The sequence below is a fragment of the Streptomyces yongxingensis genome, from assembly GCF_055597465.1.
This window is the reverse complement of the sequence record NZ_CM145717.1, coordinates 1,215,949-1,236,027: the sequence shown is the minus strand read 5'-3', so window position 1 is coordinate 1,236,027 and position 20,079 is coordinate 1,215,949. Positions and strand designations below refer to the sequence as shown.

Sequence of the window (20,079 nt, the reverse complement as noted above, 5' to 3'; positions counted from 1 at the left end):
CATGGCAGGCGATGCGCTCCCCGGAGTATCCCTCGCGTGTCCGCCACGCGGCTCCGACACGGAGCCGCTGCGCACCGACGTGGCGGCGTTCCTGGGCCGGCTCCAACGCGGCCCGGTCGGCACTCCCGTGCGCGTGGAGAGCTGGAACGACGTCGTGGGCACCTTCGGGCCGCCGGAGGGCGCCTTCGCCACCCCGTACGCACTGCGCGGCTTCTTCGAGAACGGCGGCCGCACCGCCTGGGTGCTCCGCCTGTCCGGGCCGGCCACCACGGCCCGGACGGCGTGGACGGTCGGGCCGCTGAGCGGATGGGACGCCACGAGCTACCAAGTGGTGGCCACCAGCCCGGGAGCCTGGGCCGACGGCGGGCGCGTCGCCATCCGTTACCAGGCCAGCACCGTCGCCGGACCGCCCACCGTGGGCGTCCGGGTGATGATGCCCGGCGAGCCACCCGAGACCTTTCCCGGGCTGCCGCTCGCCGGCATGGCCGACCGGCTCGCCGGATCCCGCTACATCCGGCTGGTCCCGGACGGGCCGCCACCGCCACCGGGGCGGCCCGGCCCGATCTCGATGTCCTGGGACCTGACGCTCGAGGGCGGCGCCGACGCCGCGCCCACCCGCGAGGCGTACTCGGACGCCGTGACCGTACAGGCCGAACTGCCCGAACCGGCGCTGGTGGCGCTGCCGGACCTGGGAACGGACCTGTCCGGCGCCGCGCACACCGACGTGGTGCTCGAACTGCTGCGGAGCGTGGAGTCGTCGCACGACCGCCTCGCCGTTCTGGACGTGCCGCCCGCGCTGCCCTCCGTGGACCAGGTGGTGGACTGGGTGGGCTCCCTGGCGGCCACCGGCGACAGCCAGTTGCTCGGCTGCGCCGCCGTCTACCACCCGCCGCTGCGCACCCCCGACGGGCAGGACCTGCGCACCGTCCCGGCGTCCGGGCACGTCCTGGGCGTCATCGCCCGCCTCGACGGCGAGCGCGGGGCGCACCACACGCCCGCGAACGCCGTGCTCCTGGAGGCGGTCGACCTCGCCACCGAATACCCCGAGCCGCAGCAGGTCCGGCTGTTCGACGCGGGGATCGACCTGATCCGGTGCACCCGCGGGCGGGGGCTGATGGTGTGGGGCGGGCGCACCCTGTCCACCGACCCGGGCACCCGCTACATCGCCCACCGCCGGCTGGTGCATCTGCTGGTGCGCGCGATCCGGCGGGCGGCGAGCCCGCTGGTGTTCGACGTCAACTCGGCCGAACTGCGGCTGACGTTGGTACGGGCGCTGACCTCCGTGCTCCTGTCGGCCTTCCGGGCCGGGGCGCTCGCCGGGGCCCGGCCCGAGCAGGCGTTCCGGGTGGTGTGCGACGACACCAACAATCCGCCCGAGCAGGACCCGGGGCAACTGGTCTGCGAGATCGAGGTGGCCCCGGCCGTCCCCATGGAGTTCATCCGGCTGCGTCTCGTACTCGGCCAGGACCGAGGTCTGGAGGTGATCGAGGCGTGAGCCTGGATCCGCTGCCCAAATACCGTTTCCTGGTCACCCTCGACCCCGGCGACGCGTATCTGCCCGCCGCGCAGGCACTGCTGCTGCCGCTGGCCGCCTCCGGCGCGTTCCAGGAGGTCACCGGGCTCGGCGCACAGCTCGAGGTGACGAGCTACCCCGAGGGCGGGCGCAACGACTCGGTCCACCAACTGCCGCTGCGCCACTCATGGAACCGGATCACGCTCAAGCGCGGCGTGGTGCGCGACCCGGGGCTGTGGTCCTGGTACCAGGCCGGGCTCGCCGACTCGCTGGGCGCCCGCCGCGACGGCGCGGTGATCGTGCTCGGCCCGGACGGGGTGCCCGGTGCGGCGTGGGCCTTCCACGGCGGGCTCGCCGCCAAGTGGACCGGCCCCGACCTGCACGCGGAGCAGAACGCGATCGCCATCGAGTCGCTGGAGATCGCGCACGAGGGACTGACGAAGGTCCTGCAGGACGCCGCGGCGAGCGCCTTGCCGCGCCAGATCCAAGGGAGGTGACCGAGGTGCCGAAGGTGACCATTCACCACCTCGAGGTCCGGTTCCAGGTGGACGGCGACGACGGCGCCGTGTTCACCCGTCTGTTCAACCAGCACATCCAGGCGTGGGCGAAGTTGTACGAGGACCAGTGCGCACGCGCCAAGCACACCGAGGCCGAACGGCGCTTCGGCGACGGGGAAGGCCGTCCATGAGTGTGACGCCCGTGTCCTTCGCCCGGCAGGGGGCCGCCCGGGCCCGGCTGGAGATCGTCCGGCCGGTGATCGCCGACGAGCGGCAGCGGCGGATCCCGCTGCGGTTCAACCCCACCGACTACAAGCTGAGCAAGAGCAACACCTTCGCCGAGATCACCATCCCCGGCCTGGAGACACCGCCCTTGCAGTACGTCCGCGGCGGCACGGAGACCCTCACCGTGCAGGCGCTGGTGGACACCTCCGACACCCTGGAGAACGTACGGAAGACCTACGTCAACGCGGTGCGCAACCTGCTGCGGCCCGACAGCCGCGAACACGCCCCGCCGGTCGTGCGGTTCGTCTGGGACGAGGAGGTCTTCACCGGCGTCGTGGAGAAGCTGGACGTCAACTACCAGCTGTTCCGGCCGGACGGCGTGCCGCTGCGGGCCGTGCTGGACCTCTCGCTCAAGGAGTTCCGCACGGCCGCCGCGCAGGTCGCCGAGACGCCCCGCTCGTCGCCCACGGTGGAGAAGAGCTATGTGGTGCGGCGCGGCGACACGCTCAGCTCCATCTCCGCCGCGCTGTACCGGCGGCCCGACGCCTGGCGGGAGCTGGCGCGCGCCAATGGCATCAGCGACCCACGGGACCTGCGGCCGGGCCGGGTGCTGACCGTGCCCCGGCTGGCGTGAGGAGCGCGCGATGAGCACCCCCACACCCGAGGTCGCCTCGCCCGACCGGTACGCGCCCGAGTTCGATGTGCGCATCGAGGGCCTGGAGATGGACCCGTCCACCAAGAACGACATCATCGACATCAAGGTGAACCGGGACATCGACGAGCTGTCCGGCTTCGATCTCACCCTGAACAACTGGGACGACGCCAATCTGCGGTTCAAGCACAGCGATTCGCCGCGCTTCCGGCTCGGCGGCCGGGTCTCGGTCCGGCTCGGCTACGCCGACAAGCTGCTCACCGTCGCCACCGGGACCATCGCCACGCTCAGCCCGAAGTTCACCGACGGCGCGTCGCCCACCGTCCAGGTCAGCGGCGTGGACGGGCTGCTGCGGCTCAAGGACCGCAAGCCCACCGAGAACGAGACCAAGATCTACCGCAATCTGCCGGACTGGCGCATCGCCGAGCAGATCGCCCAGCGCAACCACCTGCGCATCGAGGTCACCCGGGAGGGCCCCACCCACGACGTGGTGGTGCAGAAGAACCAGGACGACGCGACGTTCCTGCTGGAGCGGGCCAAGCGGCTGGACTTCGACTGCTACATCCTGCCGGACGCCAAGACCGGTGAGGACACGCTGTACTTCACCAAGCCGACCGACGGCCGTGACGGCCGCCCGATCCGGCTGTACCGGCTGGCGTACGCACCCGGGCTGAGCACCGGCCCCACCGGCCAGCCCGAGGGGCTGGTCCCCAACCTGATGGAGTTCACCCCGACGCTGACCGTCTCCCAGCAGGTCAGCAAGGTCACCGTGCGCGGCTGGGACCCCCGCGCCAAACAGCCGATCGCGTTCACCGCGACCGCCGAGAACCTCCCGGCCGGGCAGAACACGGCCGACGGGCAGAGCGGGCCGCAGGTCGCCGAGTCCACCCTCCAGGGCCGCCAGGAGGTCGTGGTCGACGCCCCGGTCGGCAGCGACCAGGAGGCCCGCGAACTGGCGATCAGCCTGCTGCGCGAGCGCGCCTACGAGTTCATCACCGCGACCGGCAAGGTGGCGGGCCTGCCCGAGCTGCGGCCCGGCGACAACCTGGAGATCTACGGCCTCGGCCACCGCTTCTCGGGCACCTACTTCGTCAAGCGGGTCGAGCACACCCTCAACACCAGTGGTTTCTTCACCCAGTTCACCGCACGGCGGATCCACCAGGGGGACCAGTGACCATGAGGGGCACGCCACGCGCCCGCTCCACCGACAAGCGCTACTACGGCGTGGTCGAAGCGCTCGTCGTGGAGAACGAGGGCCACGACGAGGGCCAGGTCAAGCTGAAGTTCCCGTGGTTCGACGACACCACGGTCACCGACTGGGTCCGGGTCAGCCAGCTCTACGCGGGAGGCGGCTACGGCTCGGTGTTCGTCCCCGAGAAGGGCGACGAGGTGCTCGTCGCCTTCGTCCACGGGGACATGCGGTACCCGATCGTGCTCGGCGGCCTCTACAACGGCGAGGACAAGCCGCCGACCGCCCGCTCGGGCGGCCGCGACCAGAAGATCATCCGGACCCGGCACGGCCATGAGGTGCTCCTGGACGACACCCAGTCCAAGGCCGCCGTACGGATCACCTCCGCCGCCGGACACGTGGTGGAACTGGACGACCAGGGCAAGGCCATCCGCATCACCGCGGCCGAGGGCGGCAGCGTCACCGTGACCGCGCAGGGCGAGATCACCCTCAAGGCGCCGAAGCTGACGGTCGATTCCCCCTCCATCGACCTCGGCGGCGGCGCCACCGAACCGCTCGTGCTCGGCAACGCGCTGCTCCAGGCGTTCAACACCCACACCCACCCCTCCGCCGCCGGGCCCACCGGCCCACCGACCCCGCCGCTCACCCCCGCCGTCCTGGCCAAGAAGGCGAGGACGGCATGAGCGAGGAGTTCCTCGGAACCGGGTGGCGGTTCCCGATCCTGCCCGACGCGTCCGGGCGGCTCGGATACGCCGTCGGCGAGGAGAGCATCGAGCACTGTCTGCGGGCGCTGCTCCTCACCGGCGCGGGCGAGCGGGTGATGCGGCCCGAACTGGGCACCCGCGCCCATGAGTTGGTGTTCGCGCCCGGCAGTGTGCAGAACCTGCGCGACCTGGAGCAGTCGATCGCCGTCGCCGTCCGCGACCATGAGCCGCGGGTGGAACTGGAGGAGGTGCGCGCGGAGGCCGACCCGGCCGACGAGTCGCGGATCACCGTCTCGATCGTGTACCGCATCCGGCGCAGCAACACCAAGGCGAACCTGGTGTTCCCCTTCTACACCGGGCTCACCGGACTCACGGGCCTCACCGGGGGCACACCATGACCCTGCCCCCGCCGAAGCTGGACGACCTCACCTGGGCCGACATGATGGCGGCCATCCGCCGCCGGATCCCCGCCGAGTCCGACGGCACCTGGACGCTGCACGCGCCCGTCGACCCCGGCGTCACCCTCCTCGAACTCTTCGCCTACCTCCTCGAACAGCGGCTGTACTGGCTCGACCAGGTGCCGGACGCGCTCGTGGTCGCCATACTGCGGCTGCTCGGCCTCGAACCGCCGCGCCCCGCCCGCCCCGCCGCCACCGTGCTGCGCCTCGCCGCCCGGCAGGAGGGCACCGCGGTCCCGCTCGTCCCCGCCGGGACGGCGCTGACCCGGGACCCCACCGGGCAGGTCGTCTTCACCCTCGACGACGACGTGGCCGTCCTGCCGCTCGCCGAGGCGGGTGAGGTCACCGTGTGGACCGACCGCGATCGCACGGCGGATCTGCGGGCCCGGCGTGGCATCGCGCTGCTGGCGAGCGACGGCGCCCCGGCGCAGGTCCGGTTCACCCTGCCGTTCACCGGGGACCACCCCGCGCCCGGCCCGATCGGGCTGCTCGTGGAGCTGGACGCGCCCGCCGCGTCCGCGCCGTCGTGGCTGCCCGGCGCGGTCGCCGACGTACCGCCTCCCGCCGAGCTGACCTGGTCCTGGTTCCGGCCGGGCACGGACATCTCCGGTGCCTATCAGAAGGTCGAGGACGGCACGGGCGGGCTCAGACGGTCCGGTGTCGTCCGGCTCCACCCCCCGGCCGAATGGTCCACGCGGGACACCGGGCTCCTGGTGTCCACCCCGGCCGCCACCTACGCGGCCCCGCCGCGTCTGCTCCAACTCGCCGTCAACGCCTCCGCCGCACACCACCGCCGGCACCGCTCCGTGAGTGGCGCCGACCTCCAGGACCAGATCGGCGCCTGGCTCCGGCTGCCCGGCCAGCATCTCGTCCTGCCGGACGCCGCCGACCGCCTCCTGGAGGCGACGCTGCGCCTGGCGGGCCAGGAGTGGCGGCCGGCCCCGGACTTCACCTTCGGCGCCGCGGCCGACCGGATCTTCGTGCTCGACCGGGCCGAGGGCGCGCTGGTGTTCGGCGACGGACTCACCGGGCGCATCCCCCACCCGGACCCGGACGCGCACATCGACTACGTGACCGGCGGCGGCCGGATCGGCAACGGGGGCATGACCGCCAACTGGCTGCCGGCCCAGGACCTTCCGGGAGCGGTCTCGGCCGCCAACCTCGTACGGGCCGAAGGCGGCACGGACCCCGAGACCATCACCGAGGCGCGCCGCCGCGCCGCCTCCTCCCTGGGGGAGGCGACCCGCGCGGTCACCGCCGAGGACTACGTCACCCTGGCCCGTACGACACCCGGCGTCGCCATCGCCCGCGCCTACCCGGCCGTCGGCGCGCACCCGGGCTTCCCGTGCGCCACGGTGCCCGGCGCGGTGACCGTCCATATCGTCCCGGCCGCGCCCCGGGACGACCTCACCCGCGAGGATTTCGTGGCCGCGCCGCTCCCCGACCCCGGCATGCTGCGCGCGGCCACCGCCCACCTCGAACAAGCGCGGCTGCTCACCTCCGAGGTCTTCGTCCGTGCGCCCCGCTACCGCGTGGTGACACTGCGCGTGACCCTGTCGGGCGACCCGGCGGACGCCACCCGCGTGTCCACCGCGCTCACCGCCGCGCTGCGCCGCTTCCTCGACCCGCTCGTGGGCGGTGAGGGCCAGGACGGCTGGCCGTTCGGACGGCCGCTGCGGCCCTCGGGCCTGCTGCGGGCCGCACAGCGGGCGCTGGGCGACCTCGCGGACGTCGCCGCCGTGGCGATCGGCCTCGACGGGGCCGACGCGATCGAGGAGTGCGACGAGGTGCCGCTCGGCGAGGGGGAGCTTCCCGTCCTGCGGACGGTCCACACCCGGATCGTGCCCGCCGTCGAACCGGGGGAGGGGCTGGTATGACCGGCGAGGTGTGGTGGGAGAGGGACGCGCGGGAACGGGAGCGGGAGGACGGGCGGATCGTGCCCGGCCCCGGACCGACCGGCGGCCGGCCCGAACTGGTCGACGCCACCCGCGAGGCAGTCCGCGCCGACGTCCGCGGCCGGATCGCGGGCTACACCCCGGACTGGACCGACCCCGACCGGCAGGACGCTGGTGTCGCCCTCGTCCGCCTCTTCGGCACCCAGACCGAACCCGTGCTCGGCCGCGTCAACCGGCTGCCGGAGAAGGTGCTGGCCGAACACCTGGCGACGGCGGGCGTGCGGCGGCGCCCGGCCGGCGCGGCGGCGACGCTGCTGGAGTTCACCGTCAACCCGCCGGACGGCGCCTCGGTGCTCGTCCCCGCCGGGTTCCAGAGCGCCGCCCAGGCCCCGGCGGGCCAGGTCGTCTACGAGACGGACCAGGACCTGTACGCCACCCCGGCCACCCTCGCCGACCTCGCCGTCCAGGAGGCCGGAACGATCCAGGCCCTGCCGCTGGGACCGGCCGGGCCCAGCCGTCCCTTCGAGCCCTTCGGCCGCGATCCGCAGCCCGGCAACGCGCTGTGGATCGGACTCGCCGGACCGGCCGCCCCCTACCCGCGGCTGTCGCTGGGCTTCGTGGTCGTCGCCGCTCCGCCCGCCCCCGCGGCTTCCGGCGGCACCGCGCCCCTGCCGCTGCCGCCCGCGCCGCTGCTGCGCTGGGACGTGCTGGACGGCGCCCGGCTCCTCCCCGCCGAGCTGATGCGGGACTCCACGGCCGGATTCGGCGCCAGCGGGACCGTCGAGCTGCGGGTCCCGCGGTCATGGGAGCCGGGCAGTCCGTCCGGCACCCGGCCCCGGCTGCGCTGGCTGCGCCTGCGGATCGCGCACGGCGCGTTCGCCGGGCCCGCGCCCGTACTGTCCGGGCTGCGGCTGAACGTGGTCGCCGCCACCGCCGCCCGCACCATCCGGGACGAGCCGCTGCAGCCCGTCCAGGATCCGGCGGCCACCGGGCTGCGGCGCATGAAGCTCAGCCAGGTGCCCATCCTCGCCGGATCGGTGGTCATCGAGGTGGACGACGACACGGGCGGCGACGTGTTCGGCACCACGGCCGGCACCACTGCCGGTACCACGGCCGGCACCTCGTCCCGGTGGCGTGAGGTGGAGAGCCTGGCCGGGTACGGCGCCGACGACCGGGTGTTCACCGTGGACCACGAGAGCGGCGAGGTGACCTTCGGGGACGGCGTCAGCGGCGCCGCCGTCCCGCCCGGCTTCCGCAACGTCCGTGCCGTGCGCTACCGCGTGGGCGGCGGCAGCGCCGGGGCCGTAGCGGCGGGCGCGGTCAACGGGGTGGTGACCGCGCTGCCGTTCGTCACCGGCGTGAGCAACCCCTTCCCGGCCTCCGGCGGAACGGACGCCGAGCCCGACGCCGACGCCATGCGCCGCGGCGCCGGTGAACTGCGCGCCCGTGGCCGGGCCGTGGCCCCGGCCGACTACGGGCAGCTCGCCACCCGCGCGCCCGGCGCCTCGGTGGCCCGCGCCCGGGGCGTGCCCGGTCTGCACCCCGACTTCGCGGGGGTGCCGATCCCGGGCGTGGTGGGCGTCCTCGTCGTACCGCCCGTAACTCCGGGCGGCGACCCGGACGAACCGCCGGTCGCCACCGCCGCGACCCTGAAGGCCGTCGCCGACTTCCTGTCGAGGGAAGCCGCGCCCGCCGGGGTCACGGTGGTCGCCGCCCCCGCGTCGTACCGCCGCGTCGCGGTGGAGTCCTGGGTGGCCCTCGACCCGGACCTCGACCGGGCCGCCGTCCTGGCCCGGGCCGGGGACGCGGTGCGCACCTACCTCGATCCGCTGCGCGGCGGGGAGGACGGCGCGGGCTGGCCCTTCGGCGCCGCGCTGCGCCACACGGCGCTGGTCCGGCGGCTCCTGGCGGTCGAGGGCGTGCTGGCCGTCACCCGGCTCTCGCTCACCGTCGACGGGGTGCGCCGACCGCCCTGCACCGACCACGCACTCCCGCCCCACACCCTCGTCTGGCCGGAGCGACCGCTGCTGATCCCGGTAGGAGACCAGCCATGACGTGCACCCCGCACCCCGCGACCTTCCGCCTCCTCGACGCCTACGTCGGCTGGGACCAGCAGGAGGCTGACGGCATCGTCGGCTTCGAGGACCCGGCCGGAGTCCGGCTCGCCCATCGCGGCGCCGCGCCCGAAGGCCCCACCAGGGACCGGCTGCTGCCGTGGTTCCCCGACCCCCGCCTCGCGCCCGGGTGTGGGCGGTGCGGCTGGTACCTGCTCGTTCCGGGCGATCGGCGGCTGCTGCGCCGTGACGGGTGCGGCGGCGCCTTCACCCCCGTCTGGCCGTCCGGCTGCGACCCCGACCCGCTGCGCGAACCGCTCTCGGTCGCCGCACGCGGACACCGGCTGGCCGTGGTGGAGTCCGACCGGGTCCTGGTGTGGCGGCGTGAGGGCGACCAACTCGCCGGTGTGATCCGGGTCAAGCGGCCCCGGTGGGCCGCCCTGGGGCCGGGCGACGACGTCCTGGTGGCGTGTCAGGGCAGCACGGACCTGCGGCGGTTCGACTCGACCGGCGGCTTCCGCGGGGTGCTGCGCACCGGTGTGCGCGGGGAGATCAGGGCCTTGCGCACCGGGCCGGAGCGGACCGTGTGGCTGCTCACCGACGACGGCGGACGGCTCGGCATCCACCGGGGCGGTCACCGCCGCCCCTTCCGCCCCGTCACCGTCGACGAACTGGCCGCGGGCCTGCCGCCGTCCACGCTCACCTCGGCCGACGAGGACGGGTTCTGCCTGACCGAGAAGTGCCCGGAAGGCCCCGCGGCCCTCTGCTTCACCTGGCAGGGCCGGCCCCGGGACCCCGCGCCGCCCGCCACCGACGCGTATGTCACCAGCGGGTCGTACCTCACCACCCTCATCGACAGCGGTATCTCGCGGTGCCGCTGGCACCGGGTGCGCCTGGACGCCGATGTGCCCGCCGGGACGGCGGCCGCCGTCGAGATCGTGGTGAGCGAGGACGGCCGGTACGACGAGAGCGACTGGCAGGCGTCGGCCCCGGGCGTCACGGACTTCCTCGTCGACCAGCCGCCCGGCCGCTTTCTGCGGCTGCGGCTGCGGCTGTCCGGCGACGGCGGCTCGACTCCGGTGCTGCGCCGGATCCGGCTGGACTTCCCCCGCGTCACCAGCGCCGACCTGCTGCCGCCCGCCTTCCGTGAGGACCCCGCGGCCGACGACTTCACCGAGCGCTTCCTGTCGCTGTTCGACGCCACCCTCGCCCAGCTCGACCGGGTGATCGAGCGGTATCCGTCGCTCCTGGACCCGGCAGGCGTCCCGGACCGGGCACTGCCGTGGCTGGCCGGGCTGCTGGGCCTGTCGTTCGAGGCGGGCTGGGACGCCCGCACCCGGCGCGCGCTGCTGGCCGCCGCCCCGGAGCTCTACCGGCGCCGGGGCACGCCGTGGGCGCTGCGCGAGGCGGTGCGCATCGTGTTCGGGGCGACCCCGGTCGTGGACGAGCTGGCGGCGGACCGCCGCTGGGCCCACCTGCGCGCGGCACAGGACCAGGGCCCGGGGAGGACCCAAGGACTCGGCGCCATGCGGCTGTTCGGCCGCTCGGCGAGCCGCTTCCGCGTCGGCGGCACGGCGCTCGGCTCGGCGCCGCTGCGCGCCTTCGGCGCGCCGGACAGCGACCCGTACACCGCGCACGCGCACCGGTTCCGGCTGCTGCTGCCCGCCGGATCGGCGGACGCGACGGCGCTGCGGCGGCTGGTGGAGCGGCAGGCGCCCGCGCACACGGTGGGGTCGGTACGCACCGGCGGCGCGGGCTTCGTGGTCGGTTCGCGGTCCACGGTCGGCGTGGACACCGCGTTCGTGCCGCTGCCGGCGCCCGTACTGGGCGGAGCCAACCCCGTGCGGCTGGGCCGCGACGGGGTGCTGAGGCCGGGACCGAGAGGGTTGCGCCGAGGGGTGGGCGTGGGAGTCGTCTCCGCCGTCGGCCTGCATACGCGAGTGTCGTGAGAGGACGGGGCGATGACCGAGACAGGACCATCGAGGACCGAGGAGTTCCACGCGCCACCACCGCGCCGGCTGCGGTACTTCCACGGCCAGATGCTGGGCGCGCGGGACTTCCAGCGCGAACAGGAGTACTACCGCGAGAAGTTGAGACTGCGCATGCGCTGTCTGCTCGGCTACGGTGTGGTGTGCGGCCTCCACGTGGAACCGGTGCCACGGGACGAGGACGACTGCCCGCCGGAGGACCCCGCCGAAGAGTCCGCGCGGCCCGAGCAGAGCGCGGAGGAGGGCGGCGAGGAGGGCGGCAGCGAGCCGGAGCGCACCCGGCGCAGGGCCAAGGTGAGGATCACTCCCGGTCTCGCCGTGGACTGCGAGGGCAACGAGGTCGTGGTGCGCGGCGGCTGCGAGATCGACCTGTGGAAGGCGCTGCCCCCGCACGAACGGGACACCGACACCGTCTGGATCGGCGTCGAGTACGCCGAGCGGCCCGTCGAGCCCACCCGCGCCGTCTACAACGACGCCTGCGCGGACACTGGCGACTGCGAGTTCGGCTGGACCGAGGAGTGCTACACGGTGCGGGTCACCGGCTGCGAGCCGCCGGTGGACGAGCGCTGTGACACCTGCTGCGAGCCGTGCGAGCACACGGTGCTGTGGCTGGCCAGGATCACTTGCGTGGACTGGTACGAGCCGGTGCGCCGCGACGACATCCACATGAACGTACGCCGCCCGTTCGGCCGCCATCTGCCCACGGTGATCACCGGCATCAACTGGATCCACGGCCACACCTACACCATCGACGAGGCCAAGGACCTCCTCGGCACCCTGGACGAGGGCGGCGGGCTCGTGGTGCGGTTCTCCGCCGACGTACGGTCCGACACGCTGCGGCCCGGTGTGGTGGAGCTCCAGGTGATCGAGGGCGGCAGCGGCCGCAACGCCTCCACCTGGTACATGGGCGGCACCTTCGCCGAACCGGACCTGGAGTCCGACGAGTCCGACGAGTGCGACGAGTTCACCCAGGAGTTCCGCTACCGCCAGACCACGCGCGAGACGCTGCAGGACGGCGACCGCGTACTGATCACCGTCCGGGCCGCGTTCCTCCTCGACCGCTGCTGCCGCCCGGTCGACGGCACCCATGTCGGCGGGCGCGTCCCGCTCATCCGCACCGGCTCGACGCTGTCGGCCGAGCACGGCGGCGACGCCTGCGACCTCCCGCCCTCGGGCATCGGGCCCTGGACGTCCGGCACCGGCGCGGGCGGGGACGTCTTCGAGAGCTGGTTCTTCGTGAAGGAGCGCTGATCATGCGAACAGACTGCGGATGCGGCTGCGGTGGCGACGCCACCCGGACGTCCGCCTTCGTACGTCCTCGCTTCTTCGCAGGGCAACTGCTGACCGAGGACGACCTCAGCCTGCTGGTCGAGTACACGACGGCGAAGGCCAGACTGCACAACCGGTCCCTGTACGGGCCGGGCGTCATCTGTGGCCTCGGCGTCACCTGCGACCCGTGCGGCGGCGGCACCGTGGCGGTCCACCCCGGACACGCGCTGGACTGCGCCGGGAACGACATCGTGGTGCCCTGCACCGAGCGGGTCGACGTCACCGCGCTGGTGCGCGAGCGCCGCATCAGCGCCCTCGGCGTGGACTGTGGGGAGGACTGCGACGACGACGGCGGGCGCCGCTACGGGCTCTATGCGCGCTACCGCGAGCTCTCCGTCGAGCCGGTGGCGCCGTACGCCACCGAGGAGCCCTGCCCCTCACCGGGATGCGTGCCCTCCAGGATCCAGGAGGGGTACCAATTCGTCGTCAAGTGCGACGACTTCGAGGACCATCGCCACAACCCCGGCACCCGTCTCCTGATGACCCTCGGCGACCTCGCACACGCCGACCAGGCCCGCACCCGCGACCGGCGGCTCGGGTTCTACACCGACGCCCTGACCGTCGCGTCGCTCGGCACCGGCCGGGTCTTCCGCTTCGACGCCGCCGACGCCCAGCGGTACGCGACCGCCTTCGCGTGGCTGCGCGACAACGCGGGCGGGGAAGGCCCGCCCGCCCCGCCGACGGCCCGTGAGATGACCGAACACGTCCGGGCGCTGGCCGCCGCCGTCGCCCGGTACGACACCTACGACGCGGCCGGGCAGGCCCAGCTCGCACGGGACTACCCGGACCTCGCCACCGTGCGGGAGGCCCGGAGCACCCTCGGCACGGCGTGCCGGCGGCTCGGCGGCGCCGACCTGGAAGCGGCGTGGCCGGACCCGCTGCGCGCCGGGATCGCCCGTGCCGTCGTCACCGAGACCGCGGCCCGCGTCGTACCGGAGCGGGGCGACCCGGACGCGCCTTTGGAAGTGCGCATGCTCGCCCAGGGCACCCCGCTCGGTCACGCGCTGCGGGTGGAGTTCCGCGCGGACCTCGCTCTGGTCCGGGAGTGGCTGCTGTGCCGGCTGGACCAGGCCACCGACCTCGCCGACTGCGCGCTGCGCCAGGACATCGCCGCCGTCGACGTACCGCCGCTGCTGCCGTCCCCGGCGCCGGACAGCACCGAGAAGGCGGCCATCGCCGAGGTGCAGCAGATCGCGGAGGCGGCCGCCGCACTGGGCACCGCGGTGCGCCGGTTCCTGACCGACGCGGCGTGCGCCACGCTCAACCCGCCCTGCGGCGACGGCACCGACACCGACGTCCTGCTCGCCCATCTGGAGCTGGACGGCTGCGATGTCGTACGGGTCTGCTCGGCCACCCGGGAGCAGGTGCTGCCGGGCGGATCGGCGTACGGCGAGTGGCTGCCCAAGCTCTACCGGCTGCGCGAACTCGCCGAGCGGGTGTGCTGCCGGCCCGCGCCGCGGTACCAGAAGCCCACACTCCCGTCCGAGGGCCCGGTGGCGCGCCCGTACGCGGACGGACTGCTCGGCGACTGGCCGCGCACCGGTGACCTGGAGGAGATGCTGTCCCTGCTGCTGACCCCCGCACCCGGCGAGACACCGCCCAAGGCACTGCACGAACAGGTCTATACGACCCCCAGCGAAGTCACCGACAGCATGCAGGAGCTCGCCCGGCTCAGGACGCGGGTCGCCGATCTCACCGCCGCCGTGGAGGGGCTGCGCGCCCAACTGGGCAGCGCGCAGACGCAGGTGGGCCACCTGGAGGAGCGGATGTCGAGCCGGGCGCCGGACCCATCCGGCGAGTCCGCGCCGGAGCCGGATCAGACCCCGGACCAGCCGCCCGAGCAGGGCGCCGAGCAGGCGGCCGCGCCCGCCAAGCCCCCGGCCAAGCGCACCCGGCCGTCCCGCACCCGGAAGCCCGGTGAGACGCCATGACGGGCCCGCTGCGCCCCGCCTTCCACGAGGGCCAGGTGCTGGCCGCCGCGGATCTGTCGGCCACGGTGGAGTACGCGCGCGGCGGGGCCGCCCGGCATGCGCGGCACCTGCACGAGTGGGGCATCGTCGAAGGGCTCGGCCTCGTCACCCAGCCCCGTACCGACCCGCTGACGGGCGTCCGCCACGTCGAGGTGAGCGTCTCGGCGGGGATCGCCGTGGACGGCACCGGCCGCGAGGTGGTCGTCACCGAGCCGGTCGTGCTGCGCGAGAGCGACTTCGAGGAGGTCAACGGCGCGGACCAGCGGACGGACGAGCCCTACCCGGTCTTCCTCACCGCGGCCGACCGGGAACCGGCCCAGCCCGCCGGGCCGGTCTCCTGCTCCGGGAGCGCCACGAAGACCCGGGTGGAGGAGTCGTACCAGATCCTCTTCGGGCGCCGCGGCGACGAGCGGCTGGCCGCGGAGCAGCAGCCGCCCGCGATCGGCGCCCCTCCGGCCGATCCGCCCACCCGCTGGCTGGTCCTGCTGGGCTATGTCCACTGGGCGGACGGCCACTTCAGCGGCGTCGAGACCGCGGCGCGCGGCGTCGCGGCCCGGTTCGCCGGAGTGCGTGCGGACACCGTCTCGGCCCGGTCGGGCGCGCTGACCCTGCGGACGGGCACGGACATCCAGGAGGGCGAGCCGGCGCTGGTCCTGACCGGCGGCGAGACGCCGAACCTGGTCTTCGGCCTGTACCAGGGCGGTGGCGCGGTCGCTCCGCTGATGACCGTGGCGGCCAACGGCAACCTCACGATCGAGGGCAGCTTCGGCGGCCGGATGTCGGCCGGCAGCACGCTGGTGGCCTCCGGGACCGCCACCGACGGGATGCTGCTGCCGCTGCCGTCCGGCGTCACCGCGGAACAGGTCGCCGACGGCCGGGTCGTGATCCATGTCCATCTGACCCCGCGCATACCGCCCCTGGCGGAGACGGCGCTGTTCAGCCCGGTGGAGGCCACGGTGGACGCCGACCGGCGGGTCCGCTGCCGGGTGCGGGTGTACAACCCCTCGGTGAACTGGAAGCAGCCGGTCGAACAGCCCGGGGCGGTCGACTTCCTCGTCCTGGCGACGGTCGCGGCAACGAATGGCGGTGGCTGACGATGGCTCTTTCCGTGGTGTACGCCGCCGACACCGGGCATGTCGTGGGCGCGCTCGCCCTGACCGGCGCCGCTGCCCCGGCCGATGTGGCGTCGCTCGTCGGACGCGCGCTGCCGCTGCGCGTCTCCCTGGGCGAGGGCCGCATCGCGACCCTTCCGCTGAACGCCAGGGACCTCGCCGTGGCGGCCGTGGACGACGAACCGGGCGCCCTCGCCGAGCCGTTGGCCCACGGGGTCGAGATGACGCCCGAGGGCAAGCCCAAACCGGGGCTGGTGCGCCTCGCGTCGTGGACCGACGGCATCGCGCTGGCCACGGACGGGGTCACGGTCACCGTGAAGGTCGCCTCGGCCCGCGCCACCCCCGTGGTCGCCCTGGTCTCCGACGAGCAGGACACCCATGTGCTCACCGGGGAGATCCCCGCCCAGCAGACCCAGGTGAAACTGCCGGTGACCCTCGTGGCGGGCAGCGCGCACGGAGTGCTGGTGCTCGCGGTCGGCTGGGCGGGCCGCCTGGAGCGGCTGGGGGTGACGTGAACGCGCCCACCGCGCCGCCCACCGACGGGACCGGTGGGACCGGCGATGGCGCCGAGTCCGGCGAGATCACCGTGCGCCGGTGCACCGTCACGGTGGTCCGGCGCGGTGGGTGGAGCTGGGGCCCCGAGCCACGCGGGCTGATCCGCCGTGTGGTGGAGGACCTGCCGGAGTTGCTGGCGGACCACTTCGCCGAGCGGCTGGCGGCCGGGGGGCCGGATGTGGAGATCACCGAGCCGCTGACCGTCACCGTGCGGCCGGGCCGCTCCGGCCGCTCGATGGCCGGCGGTCCGCCGGTCGAGGTCCACTTCGCGCCGGTGCCGGTCGTGGAACACCCCGTCGGCGAACCCGGCACCGGCACCGAGTCGTTCGCGCGGTCCTTCGAGGAGTCGTTCGCGGCCGCCCCGGCCCCGTGGACCGCCCCGGGCGCCGCCGCGCTCTTCGCCGAACTCGCCGAGCGCGGCGAACTGGACGCGCTGCTCGCGCTGTTGCCCGAGGAGTCGGTGCGAGCGTACTTCCTCGCCCTGCTCGGCATCGACGACACGGCGGGCGCACGGCTGCTCGCCGAACTCGTCGGGCGTGCCCTCGCGGTGGACCCGCCGCCCGCTCGCCCGCCACTCGGCGAGGCCGCCCGCCCCGGGCCCGCCGAGGCGCTGCCCGAGCGTCTGCGCGCCGCCGTCGCCGGCGCGGCGGATCTGCCCCGGCTGCTCGCCGACTTCCTGGCGTCGGCCGACCGCGAGGAGGCCGTACGGCTGGTCCGGTCCCTGGCCGGGCCGTACGGCCCGGGCGCCGAGGAGCCACCCGGCACGGCGGACTCCACCGCCGCGGGTACCACTTCAGGAACGAGCACGACCGCCGGTGCGCGGACCAGTGGCGAGGTACGGGTGTGGTCCGCCCTGCCCTTCCTGCTCGCCGGGCCCCTGGCGCGCATCGGGTACCTCGACGCGATCGGGCCCGCCCTGGCCGGTATCGAACTCGCCGACGAGGCACCGCTGTTCGCCGCCGCCCTGGCGTACAAAGTGCTGGGCGAGACCACGCGGGGCTGGCGCCGCGCCGAGCGCGACACCGAGGCCGCCGCCGCCTTCGCGGGCCTCCCGCCATCCCTCGCCGAGGAGCGGCTGACCGACTTCGCCCGCCAGGTGGGCCCCGCGCTTCCCGTCCTCGACGGGGTCCTGGCGCTGTCGGTGTGCCGGGGCCACGACCCCGCCGACCCGCTGCTGCTCACGGGGGCCGACGACGGGCTGCTCCTGATCGACGCCCACGGCATGTTCCCCATCGCCTGGACCGCGGAGGCCGCCGGACTGCTGCCGCACTGGCAGTCGTGCGGGCGGCCGCCCGTGCTGCTCTGCGACGGCCCCCTGCCGCCCGGTACCCTGCGCGACCTGGCCTCGGCGGGCGTGCCGTTCCTCACCGGCGTACGGCCGCTGCGCGGCGACCCGGTGGCGCGGCTGCCCTGGCGCACCCCGCTCTGGGCGGCCGAGGGCGCGGCACCGGACCTGCGCCTCGCCGCCGAACTGCCCGCCCACGCCCGGCGGTGCGCGGACCTGGTCAACGCCCTGGTCACCGAGCGCCGAGCGGTGCCGCTCGCCCGGGACGGCGGTCTGGAGCGCACCGTCACCCTGGCCGCCGCCCTCGGCCTGTCCACGATCGCCTGGACGCTCTGGCGCGACCGCGAGACACCGGATCCGGTGCCGGCCCTGCATCGCTTCGCCGACCTGGAGGCCACCGTGCGGTTCGAGGCCACGGCCGTCCGGGTGCGCGTCCCGATGGGACGGCGTCACGCGGACCTCCTGGGCGGTGGCCTGCTCGCCGATGTGCCCGACGTGGTCTGGCTGGGCGGCCGGACCCTGACCTTCTCGGCCGGGTGAGACCCATGGGCGTCATCGCGGTGGAGCACCTGCGGATCCGGCTGGCGGGCCTGCACGGGGCGCTCAGGGCCGCCGTCGAGCGCCAGGCCCGGCTCGCCGCGCGGCTCACCAGGCCCGACCTCACCCCGTACTGCGTGACCGACGAGCAGGTCGATGTGCTGCTCGGCGAGGTGCGCGCCTTCACCGACACCATGGCCGAGCCCTACGCACCCCGGCCGCCGGAGCCGGAAGCCGAACGCGACCTGAGACGGCGGGCGTCCGCCGAGGGAATGGCCCTGCCCCTGGACGCGCTCGCCACCCGCTTCGGCCTGACCCGCGCGGAGCAGGACGCCCTGCTGCTGGCCGCCGCGCCCGAACTGGACCGCGGCTACGAGCGGATCTACGCCTACATCGTGGACAACCTCAACCGGCGGCTGCCCAGCGTGGAGCTGCTGGTGGCCGTGGGCGCGGACAGCGCGGCCGCGCGCCTCGCCCTGCGCCGCTCCCTCGGCCCGGCCGCGCCGCTGCGCCGGTACGGACTGCTGCGCGCGCACGGCGAGGCCGCGGTCGAACTCGCCCAGGAACTCCTCCCCGGCCCCGGGGTGCTGGACTTCCTGCTGGGCTGGGGCGGCGACGTCGGACTGCTCGGCCACGACCCCGGCGAGGTCGCCCCGCCGGAGCCGCGCGTGCTGTCCCCGTACCTCTCCTCCGAGCGGCTCACCCGGCTGGGCCGGGCGCTGGGCTCCGGCGATATCGACCTGGCCGGGCTGTGGGGCTGCCCGCCCGACGGCCAGCTCGACGCCGTACAGGCGCTGGCCCGGGCCGCCGGGGCACCGCTGCGCACCCTGACCGACGACCCCGAGGCCGATCTGCGGACGGCCGCCGTGCTGGGCGCGGTGCTGTGGATCCCCGCCGACGACCTGCACGGCGAGCCGCGGCGGACCACGGCCGACGCGGTGTCCGCCGCGCTGCTCCGCTCGCGCGTGCCGGTGTGCCTGACCGGCCTCAAGCCCTGGCGCCCGGCGGGCCTGCTCGCCGCCCGCGCCTACGCGGAACTCACCGTGCCGGTACCCGGATTCACCGACCGCCGCGCCATGTGGTCGGCCGCCTTACCGGAGCTGAACGGAACCCTCCTCGAAGACCTCGCCGTCCGCTACCGGATGAGCGGCGGCGAACTGCGTGCCGTCGCCTCGGTCGCGGACGCCGGGGCGCGCCTGGCCGGAAACGGACACCCGGAGCCGGTCGCCGAACACGTCGAACCCGCGATCGCGACCGTCACCCGCGGCCGCGGCGGCGGCGCCGTCCACTCGATCACGCCCCGCCGCACCGTCGATGACCTGGTCCTGCCCGACGTCCAGTTCCGCCAGATCCTGGAGATCGCCGCTGCCTTCCGCGCCTGGCCCCGGATCGCCGAGAGCTGGGGCTTCGCCCGCCGCTCCGGGCACGGCGGGGTCAAGGCGCTCTTCACCGGGGAGCCCGGAACCGGCAAGACCATGTCCGCCGAGATCGTCACCGGCATGCTCGGCCTGGAACTGCTCAAGGTGGACCTCGCCCAGGTCGTCTCCAAGTGGGTGGGGGAGACGGAGAAGAACATGGAGATCGCGTTCCGGCAGGCCGAGGAGAGCCACGCGGTGCTGCTCTTCGACGAGGCCGACGCGCTGTTCGGCAAGCGCGGCGAGGTGAAGCACGGCACCGACCGCTACGCCAACCTGGAAGTCGGCTATCTGCTGCAGCGCCTGGAGGCCAGCGACGGCCTGGTCATCCTGACCAGCAATCTCAAGGACAACATCGACCCGGCCTTCACCCGGCGCTTCCACTTCGTCGTCCACTTCCCCCGCCCGGCCGCCGCCGAACGCCGCCGGCTGTGGCGCCTCGCCTTCCCCCAGGAGGCCCCCCTCGCCCCCGACGTGGACCTGGACACCCTGGCCCGCCTGGACATGACCGGCGCCGCCATCGCCGCGGCGGCCCGCGCGGCGGCACTGGCGGCGGCGGACGGGGGCGGCGATACGATTGCCATGCGCCATGTCGTACGTGGTGTGGCACGCCAGTTCCAACGCGAGGCCCGCCTGCTCCGCCCGACCGAACTGGGCCCGCACGCCCATCTGCTCGACGACGCGTCCCAGGGGTGAAGCCG

General features: G+C 74.6%; 16 protein-coding genes. All 16 read left to right on the top strand.

Annotated elements, in window-relative coordinates:
* The first annotated feature begins 1 nt into the window (after position 1).
* Genes ACZ6TD_RS05165 through ACZ6TD_RS05090 form a run of 16 tightly spaced genes read left to right on the top strand, consistent with a single transcriptional unit; the run spans position 2 to position 20,074 of the window.
* A complete protein-coding gene (locus tag ACZ6TD_RS05165; RefSeq protein WP_471351150.1) occupies positions 2 to 1,495 on the top strand; it encodes a phage tail sheath family protein in 1,494 nt (497 codons plus the stop codon).
* Positions 1,492 to 2,010 carry a phage tail protein gene (locus tag ACZ6TD_RS05160; protein ID WP_471351147.1) on the top strand — a complete coding sequence of 173 codons (519 nt, stop codon included), beginning with the start codon at positions 1,492 to 1,494 and terminating at the stop codon, positions 2,008 to 2,010. Before ACZ6TD_RS05165 ends, ACZ6TD_RS05160 begins: the two co-directional genes overlap by 4 nt.
* Positions 2,007 to 2,201 carry a putative phage tail protein gene (locus tag ACZ6TD_RS05155; protein WP_471351145.1) on the top strand — a complete coding sequence of 65 codons (195 nt, stop codon included), beginning with the start codon at positions 2,007 to 2,009 and terminating at the stop codon, positions 2,199 to 2,201. The genes ACZ6TD_RS05160 and ACZ6TD_RS05155 overlap by 4 nt, the downstream gene beginning before the upstream one ends.
* Positions 2,198 to 2,869: a CIS tube protein gene (locus ACZ6TD_RS05150; RefSeq protein WP_471351143.1), complete on the top strand. Its 672-nt coding sequence runs from the start codon at positions 2,198 to 2,200 to the stop codon at positions 2,867 to 2,869. Before ACZ6TD_RS05155 ends, ACZ6TD_RS05150 begins: the two co-directional genes overlap by 4 nt.
* Before the next feature lie 10 nt (positions 2,870 to 2,879).
* A complete protein-coding gene (locus ACZ6TD_RS05145) occupies positions 2,880 to 4,061 on the top strand; it encodes a phage late control D family protein (protein ID WP_471351140.1) in 1,182 nt (393 codons plus the stop codon).
* A gap of 2 nt (positions 4,062 to 4,063) precedes the next feature.
* The gene (locus tag ACZ6TD_RS05140; protein ID WP_471351138.1) at positions 4,064 to 4,759 is read left to right on the top strand and encodes a phage baseplate assembly protein V; all 696 of its coding nucleotides are present in this window, start codon (positions 4,064 to 4,066) and stop codon (positions 4,757 to 4,759) included.
* Positions 4,756 to 5,178 (top strand): GPW/gp25 family protein, encoded by a 423-nt coding sequence (locus ACZ6TD_RS05135; protein ID WP_471351135.1) that lies wholly within the window; start codon positions 4,756 to 4,758, stop codon positions 5,176 to 5,178. Before ACZ6TD_RS05140 ends, ACZ6TD_RS05135 begins: the two co-directional genes overlap by 4 nt.
* Positions 5,175 to 7,115: a putative baseplate assembly protein gene (locus tag ACZ6TD_RS05130; RefSeq protein ID WP_471351133.1), complete on the top strand. Its 1,941-nt coding sequence runs from the start codon at positions 5,175 to 5,177 to the stop codon at positions 7,113 to 7,115. The genes ACZ6TD_RS05135 and ACZ6TD_RS05130 overlap by 4 nt, the downstream gene beginning before the upstream one ends.
* A complete protein-coding gene (locus ACZ6TD_RS05125) occupies positions 7,112 to 9,187 on the top strand; it encodes a putative baseplate assembly protein (RefSeq protein WP_471351131.1) in 2,076 nt (691 codons plus the stop codon). Before ACZ6TD_RS05130 ends, ACZ6TD_RS05125 begins: the two co-directional genes overlap by 4 nt.
* Complete coding sequence (locus ACZ6TD_RS05120) at positions 9,184 to 11,136, top strand: phage tail protein I (protein WP_471351130.1); 1,953 nt, start codon at positions 9,184 to 9,186, stop codon at positions 11,134 to 11,136. Before ACZ6TD_RS05125 ends, ACZ6TD_RS05120 begins: the two co-directional genes overlap by 4 nt.
* 12 nt (positions 11,137 to 11,148) lie before the next feature.
* The gene (locus ACZ6TD_RS05115; RefSeq protein WP_471351126.1) at positions 11,149 to 12,426 is read left to right on the top strand and encodes a hypothetical protein; all 1,278 of its coding nucleotides are present in this window, start codon (positions 11,149 to 11,151) and stop codon (positions 12,424 to 12,426) included.
* Between the two features lie 2 nt (positions 12,427 to 12,428).
* The gene (locus ACZ6TD_RS05110) at positions 12,429 to 14,435 is read left to right on the top strand and encodes a hypothetical protein (protein WP_471351123.1); all 2,007 of its coding nucleotides are present in this window, start codon (positions 12,429 to 12,431) and stop codon (positions 14,433 to 14,435) included.
* Positions 14,432 to 15,568 carry a hypothetical protein gene (locus ACZ6TD_RS05105; RefSeq protein WP_471351122.1) on the top strand — a complete coding sequence of 379 codons (1,137 nt, stop codon included), beginning with the start codon at positions 14,432 to 14,434 and terminating at the stop codon, positions 15,566 to 15,568. Before ACZ6TD_RS05110 ends, ACZ6TD_RS05105 begins: the two co-directional genes overlap by 4 nt.
* A gap of 2 nt (positions 15,569 to 15,570) precedes the next feature.
* The gene (locus tag ACZ6TD_RS05100) at positions 15,571 to 16,101 is read left to right on the top strand and encodes a hypothetical protein (protein ID WP_471351119.1); all 531 of its coding nucleotides are present in this window, start codon (positions 15,571 to 15,573) and stop codon (positions 16,099 to 16,101) included.
* Positions 16,098 to 17,966 (top strand): hypothetical protein, encoded by a 1,869-nt coding sequence (locus tag ACZ6TD_RS05095; RefSeq protein ID WP_471351117.1) that lies wholly within the window; start codon positions 16,098 to 16,100, stop codon positions 17,964 to 17,966. Before ACZ6TD_RS05100 ends, ACZ6TD_RS05095 begins: the two co-directional genes overlap by 4 nt.
* Positions 17,967 to 17,971: 5 nt before the next feature.
* A complete protein-coding gene (locus tag ACZ6TD_RS05090; protein WP_471351114.1) occupies positions 17,972 to 20,074 on the top strand; it encodes an ATP-binding protein in 2,103 nt (700 codons plus the stop codon).
* Positions 20,075 to 20,079 lie beyond the last annotated feature (5 nt).

Coding starts and splice junctions, on each gene's coding strand:
- ACZ6TD_RS05105 (WP_471351122.1), top strand. CDS start 14,432: ATGACGGGCCCGCTGCGCCCCGCCTTCCACGAGGGCCAGGTGCTGGCC.
- ACZ6TD_RS05100 (WP_471351119.1), top strand. CDS start 15,571: ATGGCTCTTTCCGTGGTGTACGCCGCCGACACCGGGCATGTCGTGGGC.
- ACZ6TD_RS05150 (WP_471351143.1), top strand. CDS start 2,198: ATGAGTGTGACGCCCGTGTCCTTCGCCCGGCAGGGGGCCGCCCGGGCC.
- ACZ6TD_RS05110 (WP_471351123.1), top strand. CDS start 12,429: ATGCGAACAGACTGCGGATGCGGCTGCGGTGGCGACGCCACCCGGACG.
- ACZ6TD_RS05165 (WP_471351150.1), top strand. CDS start 2: ATGGCAGGCGATGCGCTCCCCGGAGTATCCCTCGCGTGTCCGCCACGC.
- ACZ6TD_RS05120 (WP_471351130.1), top strand. CDS start 9,184: ATGACGTGCACCCCGCACCCCGCGACCTTCCGCCTCCTCGACGCCTAC.
- ACZ6TD_RS05145 (WP_471351140.1), top strand. CDS start 2,880: ATGAGCACCCCCACACCCGAGGTCGCCTCGCCCGACCGGTACGCGCCC.
- ACZ6TD_RS05130 (WP_471351133.1), top strand. CDS start 5,175: ATGACCCTGCCCCCGCCGAAGCTGGACGACCTCACCTGGGCCGACATG.
- ACZ6TD_RS05135 (WP_471351135.1), top strand. CDS start 4,756: ATGAGCGAGGAGTTCCTCGGAACCGGGTGGCGGTTCCCGATCCTGCCC.
- ACZ6TD_RS05090 (WP_471351114.1), top strand. CDS start 17,972: ATGGGCGTCATCGCGGTGGAGCACCTGCGGATCCGGCTGGCGGGCCTG.
- ACZ6TD_RS05140 (WP_471351138.1), top strand. CDS start 4,064: ATGAGGGGCACGCCACGCGCCCGCTCCACCGACAAGCGCTACTACGGC.
- ACZ6TD_RS05115 (WP_471351126.1), top strand. CDS start 11,149: ATGACCGAGACAGGACCATCGAGGACCGAGGAGTTCCACGCGCCACCA.
- ACZ6TD_RS05125 (WP_471351131.1), top strand. CDS start 7,112: ATGACCGGCGAGGTGTGGTGGGAGAGGGACGCGCGGGAACGGGAGCGG.